The sequence below is a fragment of the Chryseomicrobium aureum genome (genome assembly GCF_043182735.1).
GTDB lineage: Bacteria > Bacillota > Bacilli > Bacillales_A > Planococcaceae > Chryseomicrobium > Chryseomicrobium aureum.
In genome coordinates, this window is record NZ_CP171117.1 from 2551043 (window position 1) to 2571425 (window position 20383).

Consider the following 20383-nt stretch of genomic DNA (forward strand, 5'->3'; position numbering starts at 1 on the left):
AAAAAAGGCCACCCCTGACGGGATGACCTTCTTCTCTGTTGCCCAGCGACGTCCTACTCTCACAGGGGGAGACCCCCAACTACCATCGGCGCTGAAGAGCTTAACTTCCGTGTTCGGTATGGGAACGGGTGTGACCTCTTCGCCATCATCACTAGACCTTGAGCCTGTTCGCTCAAAACTGGATAGAATGACAATTGATTGTGTTCAGATATGGAATCGAGTTCTGGCTCCTAGAAATACACTCCACAAGCTGTCAGCCCCATCGAGGTAGAACCTCGCTGTGTCTGCCATCTTATCTCGGCATTTCTGGACAGTCGCCGCCACATCTAAATGTTTGGTTAAGTCCTCGATCGATTAGTATTCGTCAGCTCCACGTGTCGCCACGCTTCCACCCCGAACCTATCTACCTCATCGTCTTTGAGGGATCTTACTTACTTGCGTAATGGGAAATCTCATCTTGAGGGGGGCTTCATGCTTAGATGCTTTCAGCACTTATCCCGTCCACACATAGCTACCCAGCGATGCCTTTGGCAAGACAACTGGTACACCAGCGGTGTGTCCATCCCGGTCCTCTCGTACTAAGGACAGCTCCTCTCAAATTTCCTACGCCCACGACGGATAGGGACCGAACTGTCTCACGACGTTCTGAACCCAGCTCGCGTACCGCTTTAATGGGCGAACAGCCCAACCCTTGGGACCGACTACAGCCCCAGGATGCGATGAGCCGACATCGAGGTGCCAAACCTCCCCGTCGATGTGGACTCTTGGGGGAGATAAGCCTGTTATCCCCGGGGTAGCTTTTATCCGTTGAGCGATGGCCCTTCCATGCGGAACCACCGGATCACTAAGCCCGTCTTTCGACCCTGCTCGACTTGTAGGTCTCGCAGTCAAGCTCCCTTCTGCCTTTACACTCTTCGAATGATTTCCAACCATTCTGAGGGAACCTTTGGGCGCCTCCGTTACACTTTAGGAGGCGACCGCCCCAGTCAAACTGTCCGCCTGACACTGTCTCCTGCCCGGGTCACGGGCATGGGTTAGAACTTCAATACAACCAGGGTAGTATCCCACCGACGCCTCCTCCGAAGCTGGCGCTCCGGGCTCTTAGGCTCCTACCTATCCTGTACAAGTTGCACCAAAGTTCAATATCAGGCTACAGTAAAGCTCCACGGGGTCTTTCCGTCCTGTCGCGGGTAACCTGCATCTTCACAGGTACTATAATTTCACCGAGTCTCTCGTTGAGACAGTGCCCAGATCGTTACGCCTTTCGTGCGGGTCGGAACTTACCCGACAAGGAATTTCGCTACCTTAGGACCGTTATAGTTACGGCCGCCGTTTACTGGGGCTTCAATTCGCACCTTCGCTTGCGCTAAGCACTCCTCTTAACCTTCCAGCACCGGGCAGGCGTCAGCCCCTATACGTCACCTTACGGTTTTGCAGAGACCTGTGTTTTTGCTAAACAGTCGCCTGGGCCTATTCACTGCGGCTCTCTCGGGCTTTCACCCTGTCAGAGCACCCCTTCTCCCGAAGTTACGGGGTCATTTTGCCGAGTTCCTTAACGAGAGTTCACTCGCTCACCTTAGGATTCTCTCCTCGACCACCTGTGTCGGTTTGCGGTACGGGCACCTCCCGCCTCGCTAGAGGCTTTTCTTGGCAGCGTGAAATCAGAAACTTCGGACTACGTCCTCCTCATCACAGCCTGGTGTTATAGATGCGGGATTTGCCTCACATCACACCTCACTGCTTGAACGTGCACATCCAACGGCACGCTTCCCTATCCTACTGCGTCCCCCCATCACTCAAATGGCGGGGAGGTGGTACAGGAATATCAACCTGTTGTCCATCGTCTACGCCTATCGGCCTCGACTTAGGTCCCGACTGACCCTGAGCGGACGAGCCTTCCTCAGGAAACCTTGGTCATACGGTGGATGGGATTCTCACCCATCTTTCGCTACTCATACCGGCATTCTCACTTCTAAGCGCTCCACCTGTCCTTCCGGTCAGACTTCGACGCCCTTAGAACGCTCTCCTACCACGCATACCCTAGGTATGCATCCACAGCTTCGGTGAACCGTTTAGCCCCGATACATTTTCGGCGCAGCGTCACTCGACCAGTGAGCTATTACGCACTCTTTAAATGATGGCTGCTTCTAAGCCAACATCCTGGTTGTCTAAGCAACGCCACATCCTTTTCCACTTAACGGTTACTTGGGGACCTTAGCTGGTGGTCTGGGCTGTTTCCCTCTTGACTACGGATCTTATCACTCGCAGTCTGACTCCCAGATACAAATCATCGGCATTCGGAGTTTGTCTGAATTCGGTAACCCGGGATGGGCCCCTAGTCCAAACAGTGCTCTACCTCCGAGATTCTTCATCTGAGGCTAGCCCTAAAGCTATTTCGGAGAGAACCAGCTATCTCCAGGTTCGATTGGAATTTCTCCGCTACCCACACCTCATCCCCGCACTTTTCAACGTGCGTGGGTTCGGACCTCCAGTGAGTGTTACCTCACCTTCATCCTGGACATGGGTAGATCACCTGGTTTCGGGTCTACGACCCCATACTCATTCGCCCTGTTCAGACTCGCTTTCGCTGCGGCTCCGTCTCCTCGACTTAACCTTGCATGGAATCGTAACTCGCCGGTTCATTCTACAAAAGGCACGCTATCACCCATTAACGGGCTCTAACTACTTGTAGGCACACGGTTTCAGGATCTCTTTCACTCCCCTTCCGGGGTGCTTTTCACCTTTCCCTCACGGTACTGGTTCACTATCGGTCACTAGGGAGTATTTAGCCTTGGGAGATGGTCCTCCCGGATTCCGACGGAATTTCACGTGTTCCGCCGTACTCAGGATCCACTCTGGAGGGCAATGGGTTTGGACTACAGGACTCTTACCTCGTGTCGTGGGCCTTTCCAGACCGCTTCGTCTACCCCTTGCCTTTGTAACTCCGTATAGAGTGTCCTACAACCCCAAGAGGCAAGCCTCTTGGTTTGGGCTCTTCCCGTTTCGCTCGCCGCTACTCAGGGAATCGATTTTTCTTTCTCTTCCTCCAGGTACTTAGATGTTTCAGTTCCCTGGGTCTGCCTCCGACCAGCTATGTATTCACTGGAAGGTAACACGCCATTACGCGTGCTGGGTTTCCCCATTCGGAAATCTCCGGATCAAAGCTCACTTACAGCTCCCCGAAGCATATCGGTGTTAGTGCCGTCCTTCATAGGCTCCTAGTGCCAAGGCATCCACCGTGCGCCCTTCCTAACTTAACCTAAGTTAGTGCTCTCCACTAAAGAAGAGACTTTAAGGTCACACGTCAATTACTTGACGTTGTGTTTGTTACAATCAATGTCGTTCTATCCAGTTTTCAAAGAACAAGAATTGGTGGAGCCTAGCGGGATCGAACCGCTGACCTCCTGCGTGCAAGGCAGGCGCTCTCCCAGCTGAGCTAAGGCCCCGAGAATGGGTATCTAATTAAAAAAATGGTGGGCCTAAATGGACTCGAACCATCGACCTCACGCTTATCAGGCGTGCGCTCTAACCAGCTGAGCTATAGGCCCCAAAAGAATGCAATTGTAGTTGAACATTCAAAACTGAACTGCAAGACGTCAAGTCAAGACCCGAGGGTCTGTTCCGAAATAATCCTTAGAAAGGAGGTGATCCAGCCGCACCTTCCGATACGGCTACCTTGTTACGACTTCACCCCAATCATCTGTCCCACCTTCGGCGGCTGGCCCCATAAAGGTTACCCCACCGACTTCGGGTGTTACAAACTCTCGTGGTGTGACGGGCGGTGTGTACAAGGCCCGGGAACGTATTCACCGTGGCATGCTGATCCACGATTACTAGCGATTCCAGCTTCATGTAGGCGAGTTGCAGCCTACAATCCGAACTGAGAATGGTTTTATGGGATTGGCTCCCCCTCGCGGGTTCGCAGCCCTTTGTACCATCCATTGTAGCACGTGTGTAGCCCAGGTCATAAGGGGCATGATGATTTGACGTCATCCCCACCTTCCTCCGGTTTGTCACCGGCAGTCACCTTAGAGTGCCCAACTGAATGCTGGCAACTAAGATCAAGGGTTGCGCTCGTTGCGGGACTTAACCCAACATCTCACGACACGAGCTGACGACAACCATGCACCACCTGTCACCGCCGTCCCCGAAGGGAAGGCCTAGTCTCCTAGGCGGTCGGCGGGATGTCAAGACCTGGTAAGGTTCTTCGCGTTGCTTCGAATTAAACCACATGCTCCACCGCTTGTGCGGGCCCCCGTCAATTCCTTTGAGTTTCAGTCTTGCGACCGTACTCCCCAGGCGGAGTGCTTAATGCGTTAGCTGCAGCACTAAGGGGCGGAAACCCCCTAACACTTAGCACTCATCGTTTACGGCGTGGACTACCAGGGTATCTAATCCTGTTTGCTCCCCACGCTTTCGCGCCTCAGCGTCAGTTACAGACCAGAAAGCCGCCTTCGCCACTGGTGTTCCTCCAAATCTCTACGCATTTCACCGCTACACTTGGAATTCCGCTTTCCTCTTCTGCACTCAAGTCCCCCAGTTTCCAATGACCCTCCACGGTTGAGCCGTGGGCTTTCACATCAGACTTAAGGGACCGCCTGCGCGCGCTTTACGCCCAATGATTCCGGACAACGCTTGCCACCTACGTATTACCGCGGCTGCTGGCACGTAGTTAGCCGTGGCTTTCTAATGAGGTACCGTCAAGGTACCGGCAGTTACTCCGGTACTTGTTCTTCCCTCACAACAGAGTTTTACGATCCGAGAACCTTCTTCACTCACGCGGCGTTGCTCCATCAGACTTTCGTCCATTGTGGAAGATTCCCTACTGCTGCCTCCCGTAGGAGTCTGGGCCGTGTCTCAGTCCCAGTGTGGCCGATCACCCTCTCAGGTCGGCTACGCATCGTCGCCTTGGTGGGCCGTTACCCCACCAACTAGCTAATGCGCCGCGGGCCCATCCTGTAGTGACAGCCGAGGCCGCCTTTCAACACCGGACCATGTGGTCTGGTGGATTATTCGGTATTAGCCCCGGTTTCCCGGAGTTATCCCAATCTACAGGGCAGGTTGCCCACGTGTTACTCACCCGTCCGCCGCTGAATCTGGAGGAGCAAGCTCCTCCTTCATCCGCTCGACTTGCATGTATTAGGCACGCCGCCAGCGTTCGTCCTGAGCCAGGATCAAACTCTCCATAAAAGAGAACTTAATGTAAGCTCATTTTGTTGCTGGCATCATAATGATGTCCATTTTTGAACGTCCATCACAACCGTTTATAGGAAGCGACTTGATTCGTGTTTGCGTCACGCACACCCAACGGGGGTCGGGGCGGTGACGCTCTATCTTGACGTCTTGCATGTTCAGTTTTCAATGTTCAATGGTGGAGCCTAGCGGGATCGAACCGCTGACCTCCTGCGTGCAAGGCAGGCGCTCTCCCAGCTGAGCTAAGGCCCCAAAAGGGTATTAAATTAAAAATGGTCGAGAAGACAGGATTCGAACCTGCGACCCCTTGGTCCCAAACCAAGTGCTCTACCAAGCTGAGCTACTTCTCGTATTATGGCGCGCCCGGCAGGAGTCGAACCCACAACCTTCTGATCCGTAGTCAGACGCTCTATCCAATTGAGCTACGGGCGCATTACTATAAGTGGTGCCGAGGACCGGAATCGAACCGGTACGGTAGTCACCTACCGCAGGATTTTAAGTCCTGTGCGTCTGCCAGTTCCGCCACCCCGGCAAGGGTGTTGTAAGGCAAAAAAAAATAAATGGAGCGGAAGACGAGGTTCGAACTCGCGACCCCCACCTTGGCAAGGTGGTGTTCTACCACTGAACTACTTCCGCATTGTATAGATGTCATATGAAAATGGTGCGGGTGAAGGGAGTCGAACCCCCACGCCTTGCGGCGCTAGATCCTAAGTCTAGTGCGTCTGCCAGTTCCGCCACACCCGCATGTTCATATAAAATGGTGAGCCATGAAGGACTCGAACCTTCGACCCTCTGATTAAAAGTCAGATGCTCTACCAACTGAGCTAATGGCTCTCTTGAAGTGGTGCCGGCGAAAGGACTTGAACCCTCAACCTACTGATTACAAGTCAGTTGCTCTACCAGTTGAGCTACACCGGCACGGTGTTGAATCTAGTTACATAGCCCAGAAACCCACTCCGGAATCTGTCGCACCCAATAAGATGAAACATCTTCTTGTGCACGCCTGATTTCCTCGGACTTTCTACCTCAGGCTATTTCACTTTTTAAATAAATGGTGGAGGATGACGGGATCGAACCGCCGACCCCCTGCTTGTAAGGCAGGTGCTCTCCCAGCTGAGCTAATCCTCCATTGCCTAGCGACGTCCTACTCTCACAGGGGGAGACCCCCAACTACCATCGGCGCTGAAGAGCTTAACTTCCGTGTTCGGTATGGGAACGGGTGTGACCTCTTCGCCGTCATCACTAGACTGGCTATTCATTTGTTGAAAGACAAGCTTTATTATATCAAACCCACCCGGTATTACAAGTGTTTTCTCAATAAAATTTGTTCTTTCAAAACTGGATAGAATGACAATTGATTGTGTTCAGATATGGAATCGAATCCACATCTAAATGTTGTCGAGTTCCGTGACCTAGAAACACGCTCCCAGACCGGCCGCACCCGATAAGACGAAGACCGTCTTCTCGTGCACGTCCGATCTACTCGGAGTTTCTTGCGCAGGTCACTTCACATCTCGTTTTTTGGTTAAGTCCTCGATCGATTAGTATTCGTCAGCTCCACACGTCGCCGTGCTTCCACCCCGAACCTATCTACCTCATCGTCTTTGAGGGATCTTACTTACTTGCGTAATGGGAAATCTCATCTTGAGGGGGGCTTCATGCTTAGATGCTTTCAGCACTTATCCCGTCCACACATAGCTACCCAGCGATGCCTTTGGCAAGACAACTGGTACACCAGCGGTGTGTCCATCCCGGTCCTCTCGTACTAAGGACAGCTCCTCTCAAATTTCCTACGCCCACGACGGATAGGGACCGAACTGTCTCACGACGTTCTGAACCCAGCTCGCGTACCGCTTTAATGGGCGAACAGCCCAACCCTTGGGACCGACTACAGCCCCAGGATGCGATGAGCCGACATCGAGGTGCCAAACCTCCCCGTCGATGTGGACTCTTGGGGGAGATAAGCCTGTTATCCCCGGGGTAGCTTTTATCCGTTGAGCGATGGCCCTTCCATGCGGAACCACCGGATCACTAAGCCCGTCTTTCGACCCTGCTCGACTTGTAGGTCTCGCAGTCAAGCTCCCTTCTGCCTTTACACTCTTCGAATGATTTCCAACCATTCTGAGGGAACCTTTGGGCGCCTCCGTTACACTTTAGGAGGCGACCGCCCCAGTCAAACTGTCCGCCTGACACTGTCTCCTGCCCGGGTCACGGGCATGGGTTAGAACTTCAATACAACCAGGGTAGTATCCCACCGACGCCTCCTCCGAAGCTGGCGCTCCGGGCTCTTAGGCTCCTACCTATCCTGTACAAGTTGCACCAAAGTTCAATATCAGGCTACAGTAAAGCTCCACGGGGTCTTTCCGTCCTGTCGCGGGTAACCTGCATCTTCACAGGTACTATAATTTCACCGAGTCTCTCGTTGAGACAGTGCCCAGATCGTTACGCCTTTCGTGCGGGTCGGAACTTACCCGACAAGGAATTTCGCTACCTTAGGACCGTTATAGTTACGGCCGCCGTTTACTGGGGCTTCAATTCGCACCTTCGCTTGCGCTAAGCACTCCTCTTAACCTTCCAGCACCGGGCAGGCGTCAGCCCCTATACGTCACCTTACGGTTTTGCAGAGACCTGTGTTTTTGCTAAACAGTCGCCTGGGCCTATTCACTGCGGCTCTCTCGGGCTTTCACCCTGTCAGAGCACCCCTTCTCCCGAAGTTACGGGGTCATTTTGCCGAGTTCCTTAACGAGAGTTCACTCGCTCACCTTAGGATTCTCTCCTCGACCACCTGTGTCGGTTTGCGGTACGGGCACCTCCCGCCTCGCTAGAGGCTTTTCTTGGCAGCGTGAAATCAGAAACTTCGGACTATGTCCTCCTCATCACAGCCTGGTGTTATAGATGCGGGATTTGCCTCACATCACACCTCACTGCTTGAACGTGCACATCCAACGGCACGCTTCCCTATCCTACTGCGTCCCCCCATCACTCAAATGGCGGGGAGGTGGTACAGGAATATCAACCTGTTGTCCATCGTCTACGCCTATCGGCCTCGACTTAGGTCCCGACTGACCCTGAGCGGACGAGCCTTCCTCAGGAAACCTTGGTCATACGGTGGATGGGATTCTCACCCATCTTTCGCTACTCATACCGGCATTCTCACTTCTAAGCGCTCCACCTGTCCTTCCGGTCAGACTTCGACGCCCTTAGAACGCTCTCCTACCACGCATACCCTAGGTATGCATCCACAGCTTCGGTGAACCGTTTAGCCCCGATACATTTTCGGCGCAGCGTCACTCGACCAGTGAGCTATTACGCACTCTTTAAATGATGGCTGCTTCTAAGCCAACATCCTGGTTGTCTAAGCAACGCCACATCCTTTTCCACTTAACGGTTACTTGGGGACCTTAGCTGGTGGTCTGGGCTGTTTCCCTCTTGACTACGGATCTTATCACTCGCAGTCTGACTCCCAGATACAAATCATCGGCATTCGGAGTTTGTCTGAATTCGGTAACCCGGGATGGGCCCCTAGTCCAAACAGTGCTCTACCTCCGAGATTCTTCATCTGAGGCTAGCCCTAAAGCTATTTCGGAGAGAACCAGCTATCTCCAGGTTCGATTGGAATTTCTCCGCTACCCACACCTCATCCCCGCACTTTTCAACGTGCGTGGGTTCGGACCTCCAGTGAGTGTTACCTCACCTTCATCCTGGACATGGGTAGATCACCTGGTTTCGGGTCTACGACCCCATACTCATTCGCCCTGTTCAGACTCGCTTTCGCTGCGGCTCCGTCTCCTCGACTTAACCTTGCATGGAATCGTAACTCGCCGGTTCATTCTACAAAAGGCACGCTATCACCCATTAACGGGCTCTAACTACTTGTAGGCACACGGTTTCAGGATCTCTTTCACTCCCCTTCCGGGGTGCTTTTCACCTTTCCCTCACGGTACTGGTTCACTATCGGTCACTAGGGAGTATTTAGCCTTGGGAGATGGTCCTCCCGGATTCCGACGGAATTTCACGTGTTCCGCCGTACTCAGGATCCACTCTGGAGGGCAATGGGTTTGGACTACAGGACTCTTACCTCGTGTCGTGGGCCTTTCCAGACCGCTTCGTCTACCCCTTGCCTTTGTAACTCCGTATAGAGTGTCCTACAACCCCAAGAGGCAAGCCTCTTGGTTTGGGCTCTTCCCGTTTCGCTCGCCGCTACTCAGGGAATCGATTTTTCTTTCTCTTCCTCCAGGTACTTAGATGTTTCAGTTCCCTGGGTCTGCCTCCGACCAGCTATGTATTCACTGGAAGGTAACACGCCATTACGCGTGCTGGGTTTCCCCATTCGGAAATCTCCGGATCAAAGCTCACTTACAGCTCCCCGAAGCATATCGGTGTTAGTGCCGTCCTTCATAGGCTCCTAGTGCCAAGGCATCCACCGTGCGCCCTTCCTAACTTAACCTAAGTTAGTGCTCTCCATTAAAGAAGAGACTTCAGGTCACACGTCAATTGCTTGACGTTGTGTTTTGTTACAATCAATGTCGTTCTATCCAGTTTTCAAAGAACAGGTTGTTGAATGTATGAACATTCAAAACTGAACTGCAAGACGTCAAGTCAGACCAAAGGGTCTGTTCCGAAATAATCCTTAGAAAGGAGGTGATCCAGCCGCACCTTCCGATACGGCTACCTTGTTACGACTTCACCCCAATCATCTGTCCCACCTTCGGCGGCTGGCCCCATAAAGGTTACCCCACCGACTTCGGGTGTTACAAACTCTCGTGGTGTGACGGGCGGTGTGTACAAGGCCCGGGAACGTATTCACCGTGGCATGCTGATCCACGATTACTAGCGATTCCAGCTTCATGTAGGCGAGTTGCAGCCTACAATCCGAACTGAGAATGGTTTTATGGGATTGGCTCCCCCTCGCGGGTTCGCAGCCCTTTGTACCATCCATTGTAGCACGTGTGTAGCCCAGGTCATAAGGGGCATGATGATTTGACGTCATCCCCACCTTCCTCCGGTTTGTCACCGGCAGTCACCTTAGAGTGCCCAACTGAATGCTGGCAACTAAGATCAAGGGTTGCGCTCGTTGCGGGACTTAACCCAACATCTCACGACACGAGCTGACGACAACCATGCACCACCTGTCACCGCCGTCCCCGAAGGGAAGGCCTAGTCTCCTAGGCGGTCGGCGGGATGTCAAGACCTGGTAAGGTTCTTCGCGTTGCTTCGAATTAAACCACATGCTCCACCGCTTGTGCGGGCCCCCGTCAATTCCTTTGAGTTTCAGTCTTGCGACCGTACTCCCCAGGCGGAGTGCTTAATGCGTTAGCTGCAGCACTAAGGGGCGGAAACCCCCTAACACTTAGCACTCATCGTTTACGGCGTGGACTACCAGGGTATCTAATCCTGTTTGCTCCCCACGCTTTCGCGCCTCAGCGTCAGTTACAGACCAGAAAGCCGCCTTCGCCACTGGTGTTCCTCCAAATCTCTACGCATTTCACCGCTACACTTGGAATTCCGCTTTCCTCTTCTGCACTCAAGTCCCCCAGTTTCCAATGACCCTCCACGGTTGAGCCGTGGGCTTTCACATCAGACTTAAGGGACCGCCTGCGCGCGCTTTACGCCCAATGATTCCGGACAACGCTTGCCACCTACGTATTACCGCGGCTGCTGGCACGTAGTTAGCCGTGGCTTTCTAATGAGGTACCGTCAAGGTACCGGCAGTTACTCCGGTACTTGTTCTTCCCTCACAACAGAGTTTTACGATCCGAGAACCTTCTTCACTCACGCGGCGTTGCTCCATCAGACTTTCGTCCATTGTGGAAGATTCCCTACTGCTGCCTCCCGTAGGAGTCTGGGCCGTGTCTCAGTCCCAGTGTGGCCGATCACCCTCTCAGGTCGGCTACGCATCGTCGCCTTGGTGGGCCGTTACCCCACCAACTAGCTAATGCGCCGCGGGCCCATCCTGTAGTGACAGCCGAGGCCGCCTTTCAACACCGGACCATGTGGTCTGGTGGATTATTCGGTATTAGCCCCGGTTTCCCGGAGTTATCCCAATCTACAGGGCAGGTTGCCCACGTGTTACTCACCCGTCCGCCGCTGAATCTGGAGGAGCAAGCTCCTCCTTCATCCGCTCGACTTGCATGTATTAGGCACGCCGCCAGCGTTCGTCCTGAGCCAGGATCAAACTCTCCATAAAAGAGAACTTAATAGAAGCTCATTTTGTTGCTGGCATCATAATGATGTCCATTTTTGAACGTCCATCACAACCGTTTATAGGGAGTGACTTGGTTCGTGTTTGCGTCACGCACACCCAACGGGGGTCGGGGCGGTGACGCTCTATCTTGACGTCTTGCATGTTCAGTTTTCAATGTTCATTTTATGCGCCGCTCGTTTTGGCGACTTTACTATGATACCAAATTACGAATCGTGATGTCAATCACTTTTTTGAAAAAGTTTTCTCGATGCATTTCGTAATTTAGCAACTTGATTACTATAGCACGGGATTTTGATAGAGACAAGCACTTTCACTCAACTTTTTTCAACAAAGTTTCCCGCATTCAACATTTAGTCGAATGCTTGCTACTGTTCACTAGATATTGTGCTTTCATCTGAATACTTACAAGAAGAAAAACAATTCGCGCAACTTCTATCTCAAACAAAACAAAAGCCCTTGCCCCGATATTCCTTGGGGCAAGGGCTCTTTCATTTATTAAACTATTCTCTGTGGCGCATTAATGGGAAGAGAAGGACGTCACGAATCGATGGTGAGTTCGTTAATAACATCACTAAACGATCGATACCAATCCCTAGTCCACCTGTTGGAGGCATTCCGTATTCAAGCGCTTCGATGAAATCATCATCCATTTCATGCGCCTCGTCGTTTCCTGCTTCTTTTTCCACAAGCTGCGCTTCAAAACGCTCGCGTTGATCAATTGGATCATTCAATTCCGTGAAGGCATTCGCATGCTCACGACGAACGATGAACAATTCGAAACGATCTGTGAAGCGACCGTCTTCTGGATTCTTCTTCGCTAGAGGAGATACTTCTACCGGATGTCCGTAAATGAATGTCGGTTGTACAAGTAACTCTTCGACTTTTTGCTCGAAGAACTCATTCAATACATGGCCTACTTCCATAGAAGGTTTCACTTCTACACCATGCTCATTTGCCAAAGCATGCGCTTGTTCTTTGGTCATCTCTTGCCAGAAGTCTACACCTGTCACTTCTTTCACTGCATCTGCCATGTGCCAGCGTTTCCAGCCTGGTGCTAAATCGACTTGGTCATCGCCATATTGAACAGTCGTTGAACCAAGTACTTCTTGTGCGATATGGGCGATCAGGTTTTCTGTAAGGTTCATGATGTCTTGATAGTCTGCGTATGCTTCGTACAATTCAATCATTGTGAATTCTGGGTTGTGACGAGTCGAGACGCCCTCGTTACGGAAGACACGACCGATCTCATATACTTTTTCAAGACCACCGACAATCAGACGCTTCAAGTGAAGTTCGATTGCGATACGCATGTAGAGTTCCATATCTAATGCATTGTGGTGCGTAACGAACGGACGAGCCGCTGCTCCACCTGCGATGGAATGCATCATTGGTGTCTCTACTTCTAAGAAACCTTCGTTATCCAGGTAACGACGCATCGCTTGGATGATACGGCTACGTGTGATGAATGTGTTTTTGCTGCTGTCACTTGTCATCAGGTCTAGGTACCGTTGACGGTAACGCTGTTCAACATCTTTTAAGCCGTGGAACTTCTCCGGCATCGGACGAAGGGATTTCGTCAAAAACGTAAATTCCGTCGCTTTAATAGAAAGTTCTCCAACGTTTGTGCGGAACACTAAACCTTTCACACCGACGATGTCTCCAAGATCAGCTGTAAGGAATGTTGCGTACGCCTCGTCACCGATTGCGTCTTTACGAACGTAAATCTGGATTTGGCCACCCAGGTCTTGAATGTGCGCAAAGCCAGCTTTTCCTTTTCCACGCTTTGTCATGATGCGCCCTGCAGCGATGACTTCATATAGTGTTTCGTCGAGTTGTTCTTTCGTGTATCCTTCAAACTCCTCTTTTATTTCATGACTCAGGTGACTGCGGTCAAAACGTGTTCCAAATGGATCCATGCCTTGCTCTTGCATTGTCGTCATCTTTTGACGTCTCACCTGTAATTGATCGTTTAATTCTTCCATGTTCGACATAGTGTCACTCCTTCGCTCTGTTCTACGCCAGATTGCAATAGTTCTATTGTACACAAATTCCGTTTAAACTTCATCTCGTTGAACTGAAGTCTGCGAATTCAGTTTATTACCATGAAAAAAACTACCACCTCTAGGTGATAGCTCTGTTTAGACATACGCGATTTCTTCTTGTGATGTCATCGCCTCTTCTGCAAATGCATTCAAGTACGCTTTCATCTCTGTTGCATCATCGAGTTGATTGATGACGGTGCGAGCGCGACCATTGCCGCGAATACCTTTCAAGTACCACGAGGCATGCTTGCGCATTTCTCGTACAGCTACTTTCTCACCTTTCAATTGTGCAAGACGTTCAAAGTGAAGTAAGCAAACATCAATCTTTTCACGAACAGAGGGCTCTGGTTTCAGTACACCTGACTCTAAGTACTCTACTGTACGGTAAATCATCCACGGGTCACCGAGAGCTGCGCGGCCAATCATCACACCATCTACACCTGTCTCATCGAGCATTCGCTTCGCATCTTGCGGGGTCTCCACGTCTCCATTTCCGATGACCGGGATAGAAACGGACTGCTTCACATCGCGAATGACGTTCCAGTCTGCATGACCTTCATACATCTGTTGACGTGTGCGTCCATGAACAGCAACTGCTGCGCCCCCTGCACGTTCGATTGCTTGCGCGTTTTCTACGGCAAGGATGTGGTCCTCGTCCCAACCGATACGCATCTTAACTGTTACGGGCTTGGATACCTTGTCGACAACAGCTGAGACCATCTCGTAAATCTTATTTGGGTCAAGTAACCAGCGGGCACCCGCTTCACACTTGATAATTTTATTGACCGGACATCCCATGTTGATATCGATGATGTCAGCGGTTGTATTTTGGTCGACATATTGAGCGGCTGCAACGAGCGTGTCTTTTTCGCCTCCAAAGATTTGGAGAGACAATGGATTTTCTCGCTCATCGATATACAGCATGCTCAGTGTCTTCTCATTCTTCTGGACAATTCCTTTGTCACTGATCATCTCAGCATATACGAGTCCTACGCCAAACTCTTTGACCGTCAAACGGAATGCCGAGTTTGAAATCCCCGCCATCGGGGCTAGTACAACGCGGTTGTCCATCTCGATGCCGCCGATCGAGAACGGCTTCGTTGGCTTATGTGTCACGTTGTTCACCTTCCTTACTACCTTTAAGTTCTTCTAATTCTATATCAAGGGCTTGGGCAATCTGTGTCCATTGTACTTCTGTCGGCTCATTGACACCTCGTTCAATCTTACCAAGCGTCGCTGGAGCCACTTGCAGGATTCTCGCCAATTCAATCTGGCTCATCCGTTTTAACTTTCGGTATGCACGAATGCGTCGTCCCCATCGAATGCTGTCCATAAGCGAATGCCTTCTTTCTCGGGATCGAATTCCGCTGCCAGTTGATGAAGTGCTGGGTCCGTAGAAATCGATGCCAGTGGGATTACTACAAAAGCACGTTCTGCCATGCGCGGATGCGGAATGACTAAATCATCCGACTCTATATTTTCATCATTATACAATAAAATGTCAAGGTCCACAGTCCGTGGCCCCCAGCGAATGATACGTTTACGTCCAAGTTCTTGTTCGATTCGTTGACATGCGGCGAGCAGTTCATGCGGAGACAGTGTCGTCTCAAGTTCGACTGCAATATTTAGAAAAGCAGCTTGGTCCGTATAGCCGACAGGATCTGTTTCAAATATAGAAGAAACCGTCTTTACTGTGATTTCTGGGTCAAATTGCACCATTTGGACGGCGTCTTTTAAGAACTGTAGGCGGTCGCCCATGTTCGAGCCGATTGACAAGTACGCTTTCTTCATACCTCACCTCGTGTAATTTCAACAGCCACAGATGCGTAATGCCCAGCAATAGGAGGTGTTGGCTTCACAATCAACACCTTGCATCCCTTCACTTGCTCCGCGTATCCATCGAGAATCGCAGCTGCAATCTTTTCAGCGACCGACTCAATCAATTGATAGGGACGGCCTTCTACAATCTCCTTACACAACGCATACACTTCCGCATAATTAACAGTCGCAGCCAAATCATCCGTCTCGCCCGCTTGTCTTAAATCGACTGCCATCTCGACCGTGACACGAAACAACTGTCCAAGGACGGTCTCTTCCGGAAGCACGCCGTGATAGCCATAAAATTGCATATCATTTAAGTAGATTTTATCCATTAGGTTTCCTCCACATAGTGTGTTTTGCCAACGAGGACATCCATCATACGTGTTGTCCGTACCAATTCTTTTACATCATGCACACGCACCATGTGCACCCCTTTATCAATACCGAAGCTTACAGTCGCAGCTGTCCCTTCAACTCGCTCCTCTACAGGCAATTTTAAGACATTGCCAATCAGACTTTTACGTGAAGTTGCAAGTAACACGGGATACCCCATTGCCACAAGTTCCGGAAGGTATTGCATCATGAAAATGTTTTGAGTCGTGTTCTTCCCAAACCCGATGCCTGGATCTAACCAAATTTGTTCATCATGAACACCGTGGTCTTTCGCAATCTTCAGCGACTCTTCCAAGTCCGCTTTCGCATCTGACCAGAAGTCTTGGTAATTCGCCGACTCTCTATTGTGCATTAAAATCAATGGTGCTCCGTACTCCGCAGCTAGTTGCGCAATGCCCGGATCGCGTCGCACACCCCAAATATCATTTAAAATGTCGACTCCTGCATCTAGTGCCGCTTTTGCAACAGCAGATTTATATGTATCAATAGAAAGAAAGACTGGAATTTTGGCCTCACGAATGGCACGGATAACTGGAACGACCCGTTCGATTTCTTCTTCATCAGAAATCGGTGTGTAGCCAGGACGTGTCGATTCTCCGCCAATGTCTACAATTTTAGCTCCTTGTTCCACCATTTCACGCGTACGCGCAACGGCCTGTGCTACAGAGTTGTATTGCCCCCCGTCTGAAAAGGAGTCCGGTGTGACGTTTAAAATCCCCATAACAATCGTCTCTTTTGAGAAATCGAGCGTTACACCGTGCGCCGTCCAATTCTTTGTCATGCTAGTTCGTCCCCTTTCGGTAGTGCATCCACATAAGCTGCATGTACATTTCGATAGATTTCGCCATTATTTCCCGGGAAATGATAGGTTTCGAGCTTTCGAATCGGTACAATTTCCTGTACCGCATTCACCACCCAAAGTTCATCTGCTTGTTCGACTTGTTCACGTGAATAATGCCCTTCTTTGACTGGAATTCCAGTTGTGTGCGTGTAGTCAATCAACCACTGGCGCGTAATGCTATTGAGAATTCCTGTATCCAGGGAAGGTGTATAGAGCATCCCGTTTTGTACCCAGAAAATAGAAGAAGTGATACCTTCAGCTACAATTCCGGAAGCTGTACACATAAAGCCTTCCTGCTCGGCAAGCGAAGGCAGTTCGAAACGCGCGAGCACATTGTTTCCGTAATGATGCGACTTCACTCGTGTCGGCCCTTCCGGTGAGTTGCGCGGTGTTGCAATCCAACTCGCTGTCTTTTCTGTACCACGCACGGTCGGCGGAAGCGCTTTGCGCATGACTAGTACTGTCGGATTCGGATAATGGTCAGGTTGCAATCCGATATCATGCACACCAGCTGAGACATTTAACCGAAAATACCCGTCTTCATCACCATTTCGTCGCGTCAGTCCCTGCACAACCTGAAGCAATTCTTGTTTCGTGTACGTAAGCTCGATTCGAAAAGCAGAAAGCGTCTTCTCGAGACGCTCCCAGTGCTGCTCCCAAAGGAACACTTCTCCATTGTATGTGCGAAATGTTTCAAAAAAACCGAGTCCGTATAAATACCCGTGATCATAGGGAGAAATCGTGACTTGTTCTTTTGTGAGAAATTCACCGTTTTTCCAGCAGTCCATCAGACCGACACTTCCTTCGGTTCACAATACGTTTCAATAAAGTTGCGGATGAGCTTCTTCCCTTGCTCGGTCATAATCGACTCGGGGTGATATTGCACACCTTCCACCGCAAATTCCCTGTGACGCAGCCCCATAATCTCGCCCTCTTCTGTCCAAGACGTGATTTCGAGACACTCTGGTAACGAGTCTTTTTCGACCAGCAACGAATGATAGCGCGTTGCTTGAAATGGGTTCGGCATCCCTTCATTCACACCTTTACCGTCGTGGAAAACAGGCGATGTCTTACCATGCATCAGACGTTCCGCGCGGATGACCTTCCCGCCGAACGCTTGCCCAATAGATTGGTGACCAAGACACACACCAAGCACCGGGATTTTGCCAGCAAAGTGCGTGATGACATCTAGACTGATGCCAGCCTCATTTGGTGTGCACGGTCCAGGCGAAACAACAATCATATCCGGTTGCAACGTTTCGATTTCGTCGAGCGTGATTTCGTCATTGCGAACAACGCGAATCTCGCGTCCCATCTCGCCCATGTACTGAACGAGATTGTACGTGAATGAATCGTAATTATCAATCATCAAAATCATGCCTGTTTCGTCCCTTCCGCCATGGCTTTTGCTTGCCACAATGCTTTTGCTTTGTTTAAGGATTCAATATACTCTGCCGCAGGAATGGAGTCGATCACAATTCCCGCGCCCGCTTGGATATGCGCCATACCGTCTTTGACAAAAGCCGTTCGGATGACGATGTTGAACTCAAGGTCGCCCGTATAGCCAAACCACCCGATAGACCCTGTATATAGACCGCGGCGAACAGGCTCAAGTTCTTCAATGATTTCCATCGTACGAATCTTCGGCGCTCCCGTAATCGTACCCCCTGGGAACATGGCTTGAACGATTGCAGCACTCGTCACTTCTTGACCAAGTTCTCCTTTGACGTTTGAAACGATATGCATCACGTGTGAGTACCGCTCGATCACCATGAACTCATCTACTTCCACTGTTCCATACCGTGACACTTTCCCCAGATCATTACGCTCCAAGTCAACGAGCATGACGTGTTCCGCTCGCTCTTTTTCGTTGTCAATCAACTCTTTCGCGAGCGCGATATCTTCTGCTTCATCTTTACCTCGTGGGCGTGTGCCTGCAATTGGACGCGTAGAAAGCTCCATTCCTTTTTTCTTCACAAGAAGTTCTGGCGAGCCAGAAACCACTGCAAACTCGTCCGCTTGAATGTATGACATATAAGGAGATGGGTTGAATGTGCGCAGCGCTTCATACATCACAGCCGGCTCGACACCAAGCTCTTTCGACTGACGCACAGATAAATTGACTTGGAATACATCTCCTTGCGCAATGTACTCTTGAATACGACGAACAGCCGCTTCAAATTGAGGACCACTCATTGAGACATGCAACGTGCTGTCGTCTTGAACAACTTCGCGAGCAGCTCCCGCTTCAAATAGACGCGTAGCGATTCCTTGTTGAATGGCTGCTTTCCATTCATCTGCCCAAGTTGCTAAGTCGACCTCTGCATTCGGTAACTTCATCAACACTACTTGCTCATGTGCGATATCATAGACCGCCCAATGATCAAATAAATAAAAGAAGTTCATCGGAATTCCCAAGTCGTCTTCTGTAGACTCTGGTAATACTTCGATGACACGTGCATAATCGTAGGTCACAAAGCCAAGTGCGCCCCCTTGAAAATCGGGAAGCTCTGGATTGTAAGAAATAGCGTAACGGTTGACGAGCTGCTCAATTAGCGTAAGCGATTCCCCTTGCTGCGCTTCGATACGCCCGTCCGACCATTCAATATGTATGCCATCTTCGGTAGAGTGCACAGTTGCGAATGGGTGGAAAGCCGCGGTGCTCAAGTTACCACCGCGCGCACTTTCCAGTAACGCATGGCGGCTCGCTTTTTTTGCGAGTTCTTGGTAGCCATAATAAAATTCATCTTTGGATGCTGAGAATGTGATAGTTTCGGTTGTTTGGATCACTGAGGTTACTCCTTTTTTCACCAGAATGTGCTTTAAGTGTACCTGTATTTGAGACGTTAGAAAAGAAAAAAGACCGCCCCTTCGGACGGTCTAGTAACTAGAGAATTAATTGTTTTCGAAGTTGTAAAGAGGTGTGCTCAAATAGCGCTCTCCGTTTGATGGAATGATGGCAAGGACCTTCTTGCCTTTTCCAAGTTTCTTGGCAAGTTCAAGTGCCGCATAGACAGCCGCACCGGATGAAACTCCACCAAGAATCCCTTCCGCTTTTGCAACTTCACGCGCTGTCGCATAGGCATCTTCATTCGATACTTGGATGACACTGTCATAAATCTCAGTATCCAATACGTTTGGAACAAAACCTGCACCAATTCCTTGGATTTTATGAGGACCTGGTGATCCACCCGATAAGACCGGGGAATCCTTTGGCTCGACAGCGGCGATGTGAATGCCCGGGAAGCTCTCTTTTAAGACGCCACCCGCTCCTGTGATTGTTCCACCAGTACCAATCCCTGCAACAAAACCATCGAGTGTATCGAAGGCTTTAACGATTTCAGGGCCTGTTGTTAAGCGGTGCACTTCAGGGTTTGCTTCATTATTGAACTGCTGCGGCATAAAGTAGCCTTCTGTAGCGGCTAGTTCTTCTGCTTTCGCAATAGCCCCTTTCATCCCATCAGCGCCTGGTGTCAACACAAGTTCAGCACCATACGCACGCAACAGGTTGCGACGTTCCATACTCATTGTATCTGGCATGACAAGTACAGAATTGTAGCCTTTTGCAGCAGCTACCATCGCAAGTCCGATCCCTGTGTTTCCACTTGTAGGTTCCACGAGCGTAGCACCTGGTTGTAAGTCGCCTGATTTTTCGGCAGCTTCGATCATTGCAAGGGCAATACGATCTTTGACACTGCTCCCTGGATTAAAATACTCCAATTTCACGTAGACTTCTGCATCATTTTCATTTGTGACACGATTCAATTTCACAATAGGGGTATGCCCTACTAGTTCTGTAATGGATTGTGCTGTTCTCGCCATACGCTCACTCCTAATTCCTAGTTTTTTGATAGGTTTTATTTAGCTTACCAATACTCTAAATTGTCT

General features: G+C 50.5%; 10 protein-coding genes, 11 tRNA genes and 6 rRNA genes. All 27 read right to left on the bottom strand.

Annotation, left to right across the window (positions count from 1 at the left end):
* Window positions 1-40: 40 nt before the first annotated feature.
* Window positions 41-156 (bottom strand): 5S ribosomal RNA (rrf, locus tag ACF3OH_RS13370).
* 178 nt (window positions 157-334) lie between these two features.
* A 23S ribosomal RNA gene (locus ACF3OH_RS13375) occupies window positions 335-3260 on the bottom strand.
* 110 nt (window positions 3261-3370) lie between these two features.
* Window positions 3371-3446, bottom strand: a tRNA-Ala gene (locus ACF3OH_RS13380).
* A 25-nt stretch (window positions 3447-3471) separates the two neighbouring features.
* A tRNA-Ile gene (locus ACF3OH_RS13385) sits at window positions 3472-3548 on the bottom strand.
* 89 nt (window positions 3549-3637) lie between these two features.
* Window positions 3638-5190 (bottom strand): 16S ribosomal RNA (locus tag ACF3OH_RS13390).
* Window positions 5191-5369: 179 nt separating this feature from the next.
* Window positions 5370-5445, bottom strand: a tRNA-Ala gene (locus tag ACF3OH_RS13395).
* A gap of 21 nt (window positions 5446-5466) precedes the next feature.
* Window positions 5467-5543 (bottom strand) — tRNA-Pro (locus ACF3OH_RS13400).
* Between the two features lie 5 nt (window positions 5544-5548).
* Window positions 5549-5625: transfer RNA gene (locus ACF3OH_RS13405), tRNA-Arg, on the bottom strand.
* A gap of 11 nt (window positions 5626-5636) precedes the next feature.
* A tRNA-Leu gene (locus ACF3OH_RS13410) sits at window positions 5637-5725 on the bottom strand.
* A gap of 29 nt (window positions 5726-5754) precedes the next feature.
* Window positions 5755-5829: transfer RNA gene (locus ACF3OH_RS13415), tRNA-Gly, on the bottom strand.
* A 23-nt stretch (window positions 5830-5852) separates the two neighbouring features.
* Window positions 5853-5937: transfer RNA gene (locus ACF3OH_RS13420), tRNA-Leu, on the bottom strand.
* Between the two features lie 14 nt (window positions 5938-5951).
* Window positions 5952-6027 (bottom strand) — tRNA-Lys (locus ACF3OH_RS13425).
* 8 nt (window positions 6028-6035) lie between these two features.
* Window positions 6036-6111, bottom strand: a tRNA-Thr gene (locus ACF3OH_RS13430).
* Between the two features lie 134 nt (window positions 6112-6245).
* Window positions 6246-6321: transfer RNA gene (locus tag ACF3OH_RS13435), tRNA-Val, on the bottom strand.
* 3 nt (window positions 6322-6324) lie between these two features.
* Window positions 6325-6440 (bottom strand): 5S ribosomal RNA (rrf, locus tag ACF3OH_RS13440).
* 274 nt (window positions 6441-6714) lie between these two features.
* Window positions 6715-9640, bottom strand: a 23S ribosomal RNA gene (locus tag ACF3OH_RS13445).
* 187 nt (window positions 9641-9827) lie between these two features.
* Window positions 9828-11380 (bottom strand): 16S ribosomal RNA (locus tag ACF3OH_RS13450).
* The 16S, 23S and 5S rRNA genes sit together here with 11 tRNA genes alongside, the layout of an rRNA operon.
* 518 nt (window positions 11381-11898) lie before the next feature.
* A complete protein-coding gene (gene lysS, locus ACF3OH_RS13455; protein WP_392455112.1) occupies window positions 11899-13389 on the bottom strand; it encodes a lysine--tRNA ligase in 1491 nt (496 codons plus the stop codon).
* Window positions 13390-13536: 147 nt separating this feature from the next.
* A complete protein-coding gene (dusB, locus tag ACF3OH_RS13460) occupies window positions 13537-14511 on the bottom strand; it encodes a tRNA dihydrouridine synthase DusB (RefSeq protein ID WP_204591123.1) in 975 nt (324 codons plus the stop codon).
* A 34-nt stretch (window positions 14512-14545) separates the two neighbouring features.
* The gene (locus ACF3OH_RS13465; protein WP_204591016.1) at window positions 14546-14773 is read right to left on the bottom strand and encodes a helix-turn-helix domain-containing protein; all 228 of its coding nucleotides are present in this window, start codon (window positions 14771-14773) and stop codon (window positions 14546-14548) included.
* Window positions 14725-15231, bottom strand: coding sequence for a 2-amino-4-hydroxy-6-hydroxymethyldihydropteridine diphosphokinase (gene folK / locus ACF3OH_RS13470; protein ID WP_392455113.1), 507 nt, complete (start codon window positions 15229-15231; stop codon window positions 14725-14727). The genes ACF3OH_RS13465 and folK overlap by 49 nt, the downstream gene beginning before the upstream one ends.
* Window positions 15228-15593: a dihydroneopterin aldolase gene (gene folB / locus ACF3OH_RS13475; RefSeq protein ID WP_204591018.1), complete on the bottom strand. Its 366-nt coding sequence runs from the start codon at window positions 15591-15593 to the stop codon at window positions 15228-15230. The genes folK and folB overlap by 4 nt, the downstream gene beginning before the upstream one ends.
* A complete protein-coding gene (folP, locus tag ACF3OH_RS13480) occupies window positions 15593-16435 on the bottom strand; it encodes a dihydropteroate synthase (RefSeq protein ID WP_204591019.1) in 843 nt (280 codons plus the stop codon). The genes folB and folP overlap by 1 nt, the downstream gene beginning before the upstream one ends.
* Window positions 16432-17283: an aminodeoxychorismate lyase gene (gene pabC, locus ACF3OH_RS13485; protein ID WP_204591021.1), complete on the bottom strand. Its 852-nt coding sequence runs from the start codon at window positions 17281-17283 to the stop codon at window positions 16432-16434. The genes folP and pabC overlap by 4 nt, the downstream gene beginning before the upstream one ends.
* Entirely contained in the window at window positions 17283-17873 is a 591-nt protein-coding gene (gene pabA, locus ACF3OH_RS13490) for an aminodeoxychorismate/anthranilate synthase component II (RefSeq protein WP_204591023.1), read from the bottom strand. The genes pabC and pabA overlap by 1 nt, the downstream gene beginning before the upstream one ends.
* Window positions 17870-19282, bottom strand: a complete 1413-nt coding sequence (locus ACF3OH_RS13495; RefSeq protein WP_392456784.1) for an anthranilate synthase component I family protein — start codon at window positions 19280-19282, stop codon at window positions 17870-17872. The genes pabA and ACF3OH_RS13495 overlap by 4 nt, the downstream gene beginning before the upstream one ends.
* Window positions 19283-19390: 108 nt before the next feature.
* Window positions 19391-20317 (bottom strand): cysteine synthase A, encoded by a 927-nt coding sequence (gene cysK, locus ACF3OH_RS13500; RefSeq protein WP_204591025.1) that lies wholly within the window; start codon window positions 20315-20317, stop codon window positions 19391-19393.
* Window positions 20318-20383 lie beyond the last annotated feature (66 nt).

Coding starts and splice junctions, on each gene's coding strand:
- dusB (WP_204591123.1), bottom strand. CDS start 14,511: ATGGACAACCGCGTTGTACTAGCCCCGATGGCGGGGATTTCAAACTCG.
- cysK (WP_204591025.1), bottom strand. CDS start 20,317: ATGGCGAGAACAGCACAATCCATTACAGAACTAGTAGGGCATACCCCT.
- pabC (WP_204591021.1), bottom strand. CDS start 17,283: ATGGACTGCTGGAAAAACGGTGAATTTCTCACAAAAGAACAAGTCACG.
- folP (WP_204591019.1), bottom strand. CDS start 16,435: ATGACAAAGAATTGGACGGCGCACGGTGTAACGCTCGATTTCTCAAAA.
- ACF3OH_RS13465 (WP_204591016.1), bottom strand. CDS start 14,773: ATGGACAGCATTCGATGGGGACGACGCATTCGTGCATACCGAAAGTTA.
- pabA (WP_204591023.1), bottom strand. CDS start 17,873: ATGATTTTGATGATTGATAATTACGATTCATTCACGTACAATCTCGTT.
- folK (WP_392455113.1), bottom strand. CDS start 15,231: ATGAAGAAAGCGTACTTGTCAATCGGCTCGAACATGGGCGACCGCCTA.
- lysS (WP_392455112.1), bottom strand. CDS start 13,389: ATGTCGAACATGGAAGAATTAAACGATCAATTACAGGTGAGACGTCAA.
- folB (WP_204591018.1), bottom strand. CDS start 15,593: ATGGATAAAATCTACTTAAATGATATGCAATTTTATGGCTATCACGGC.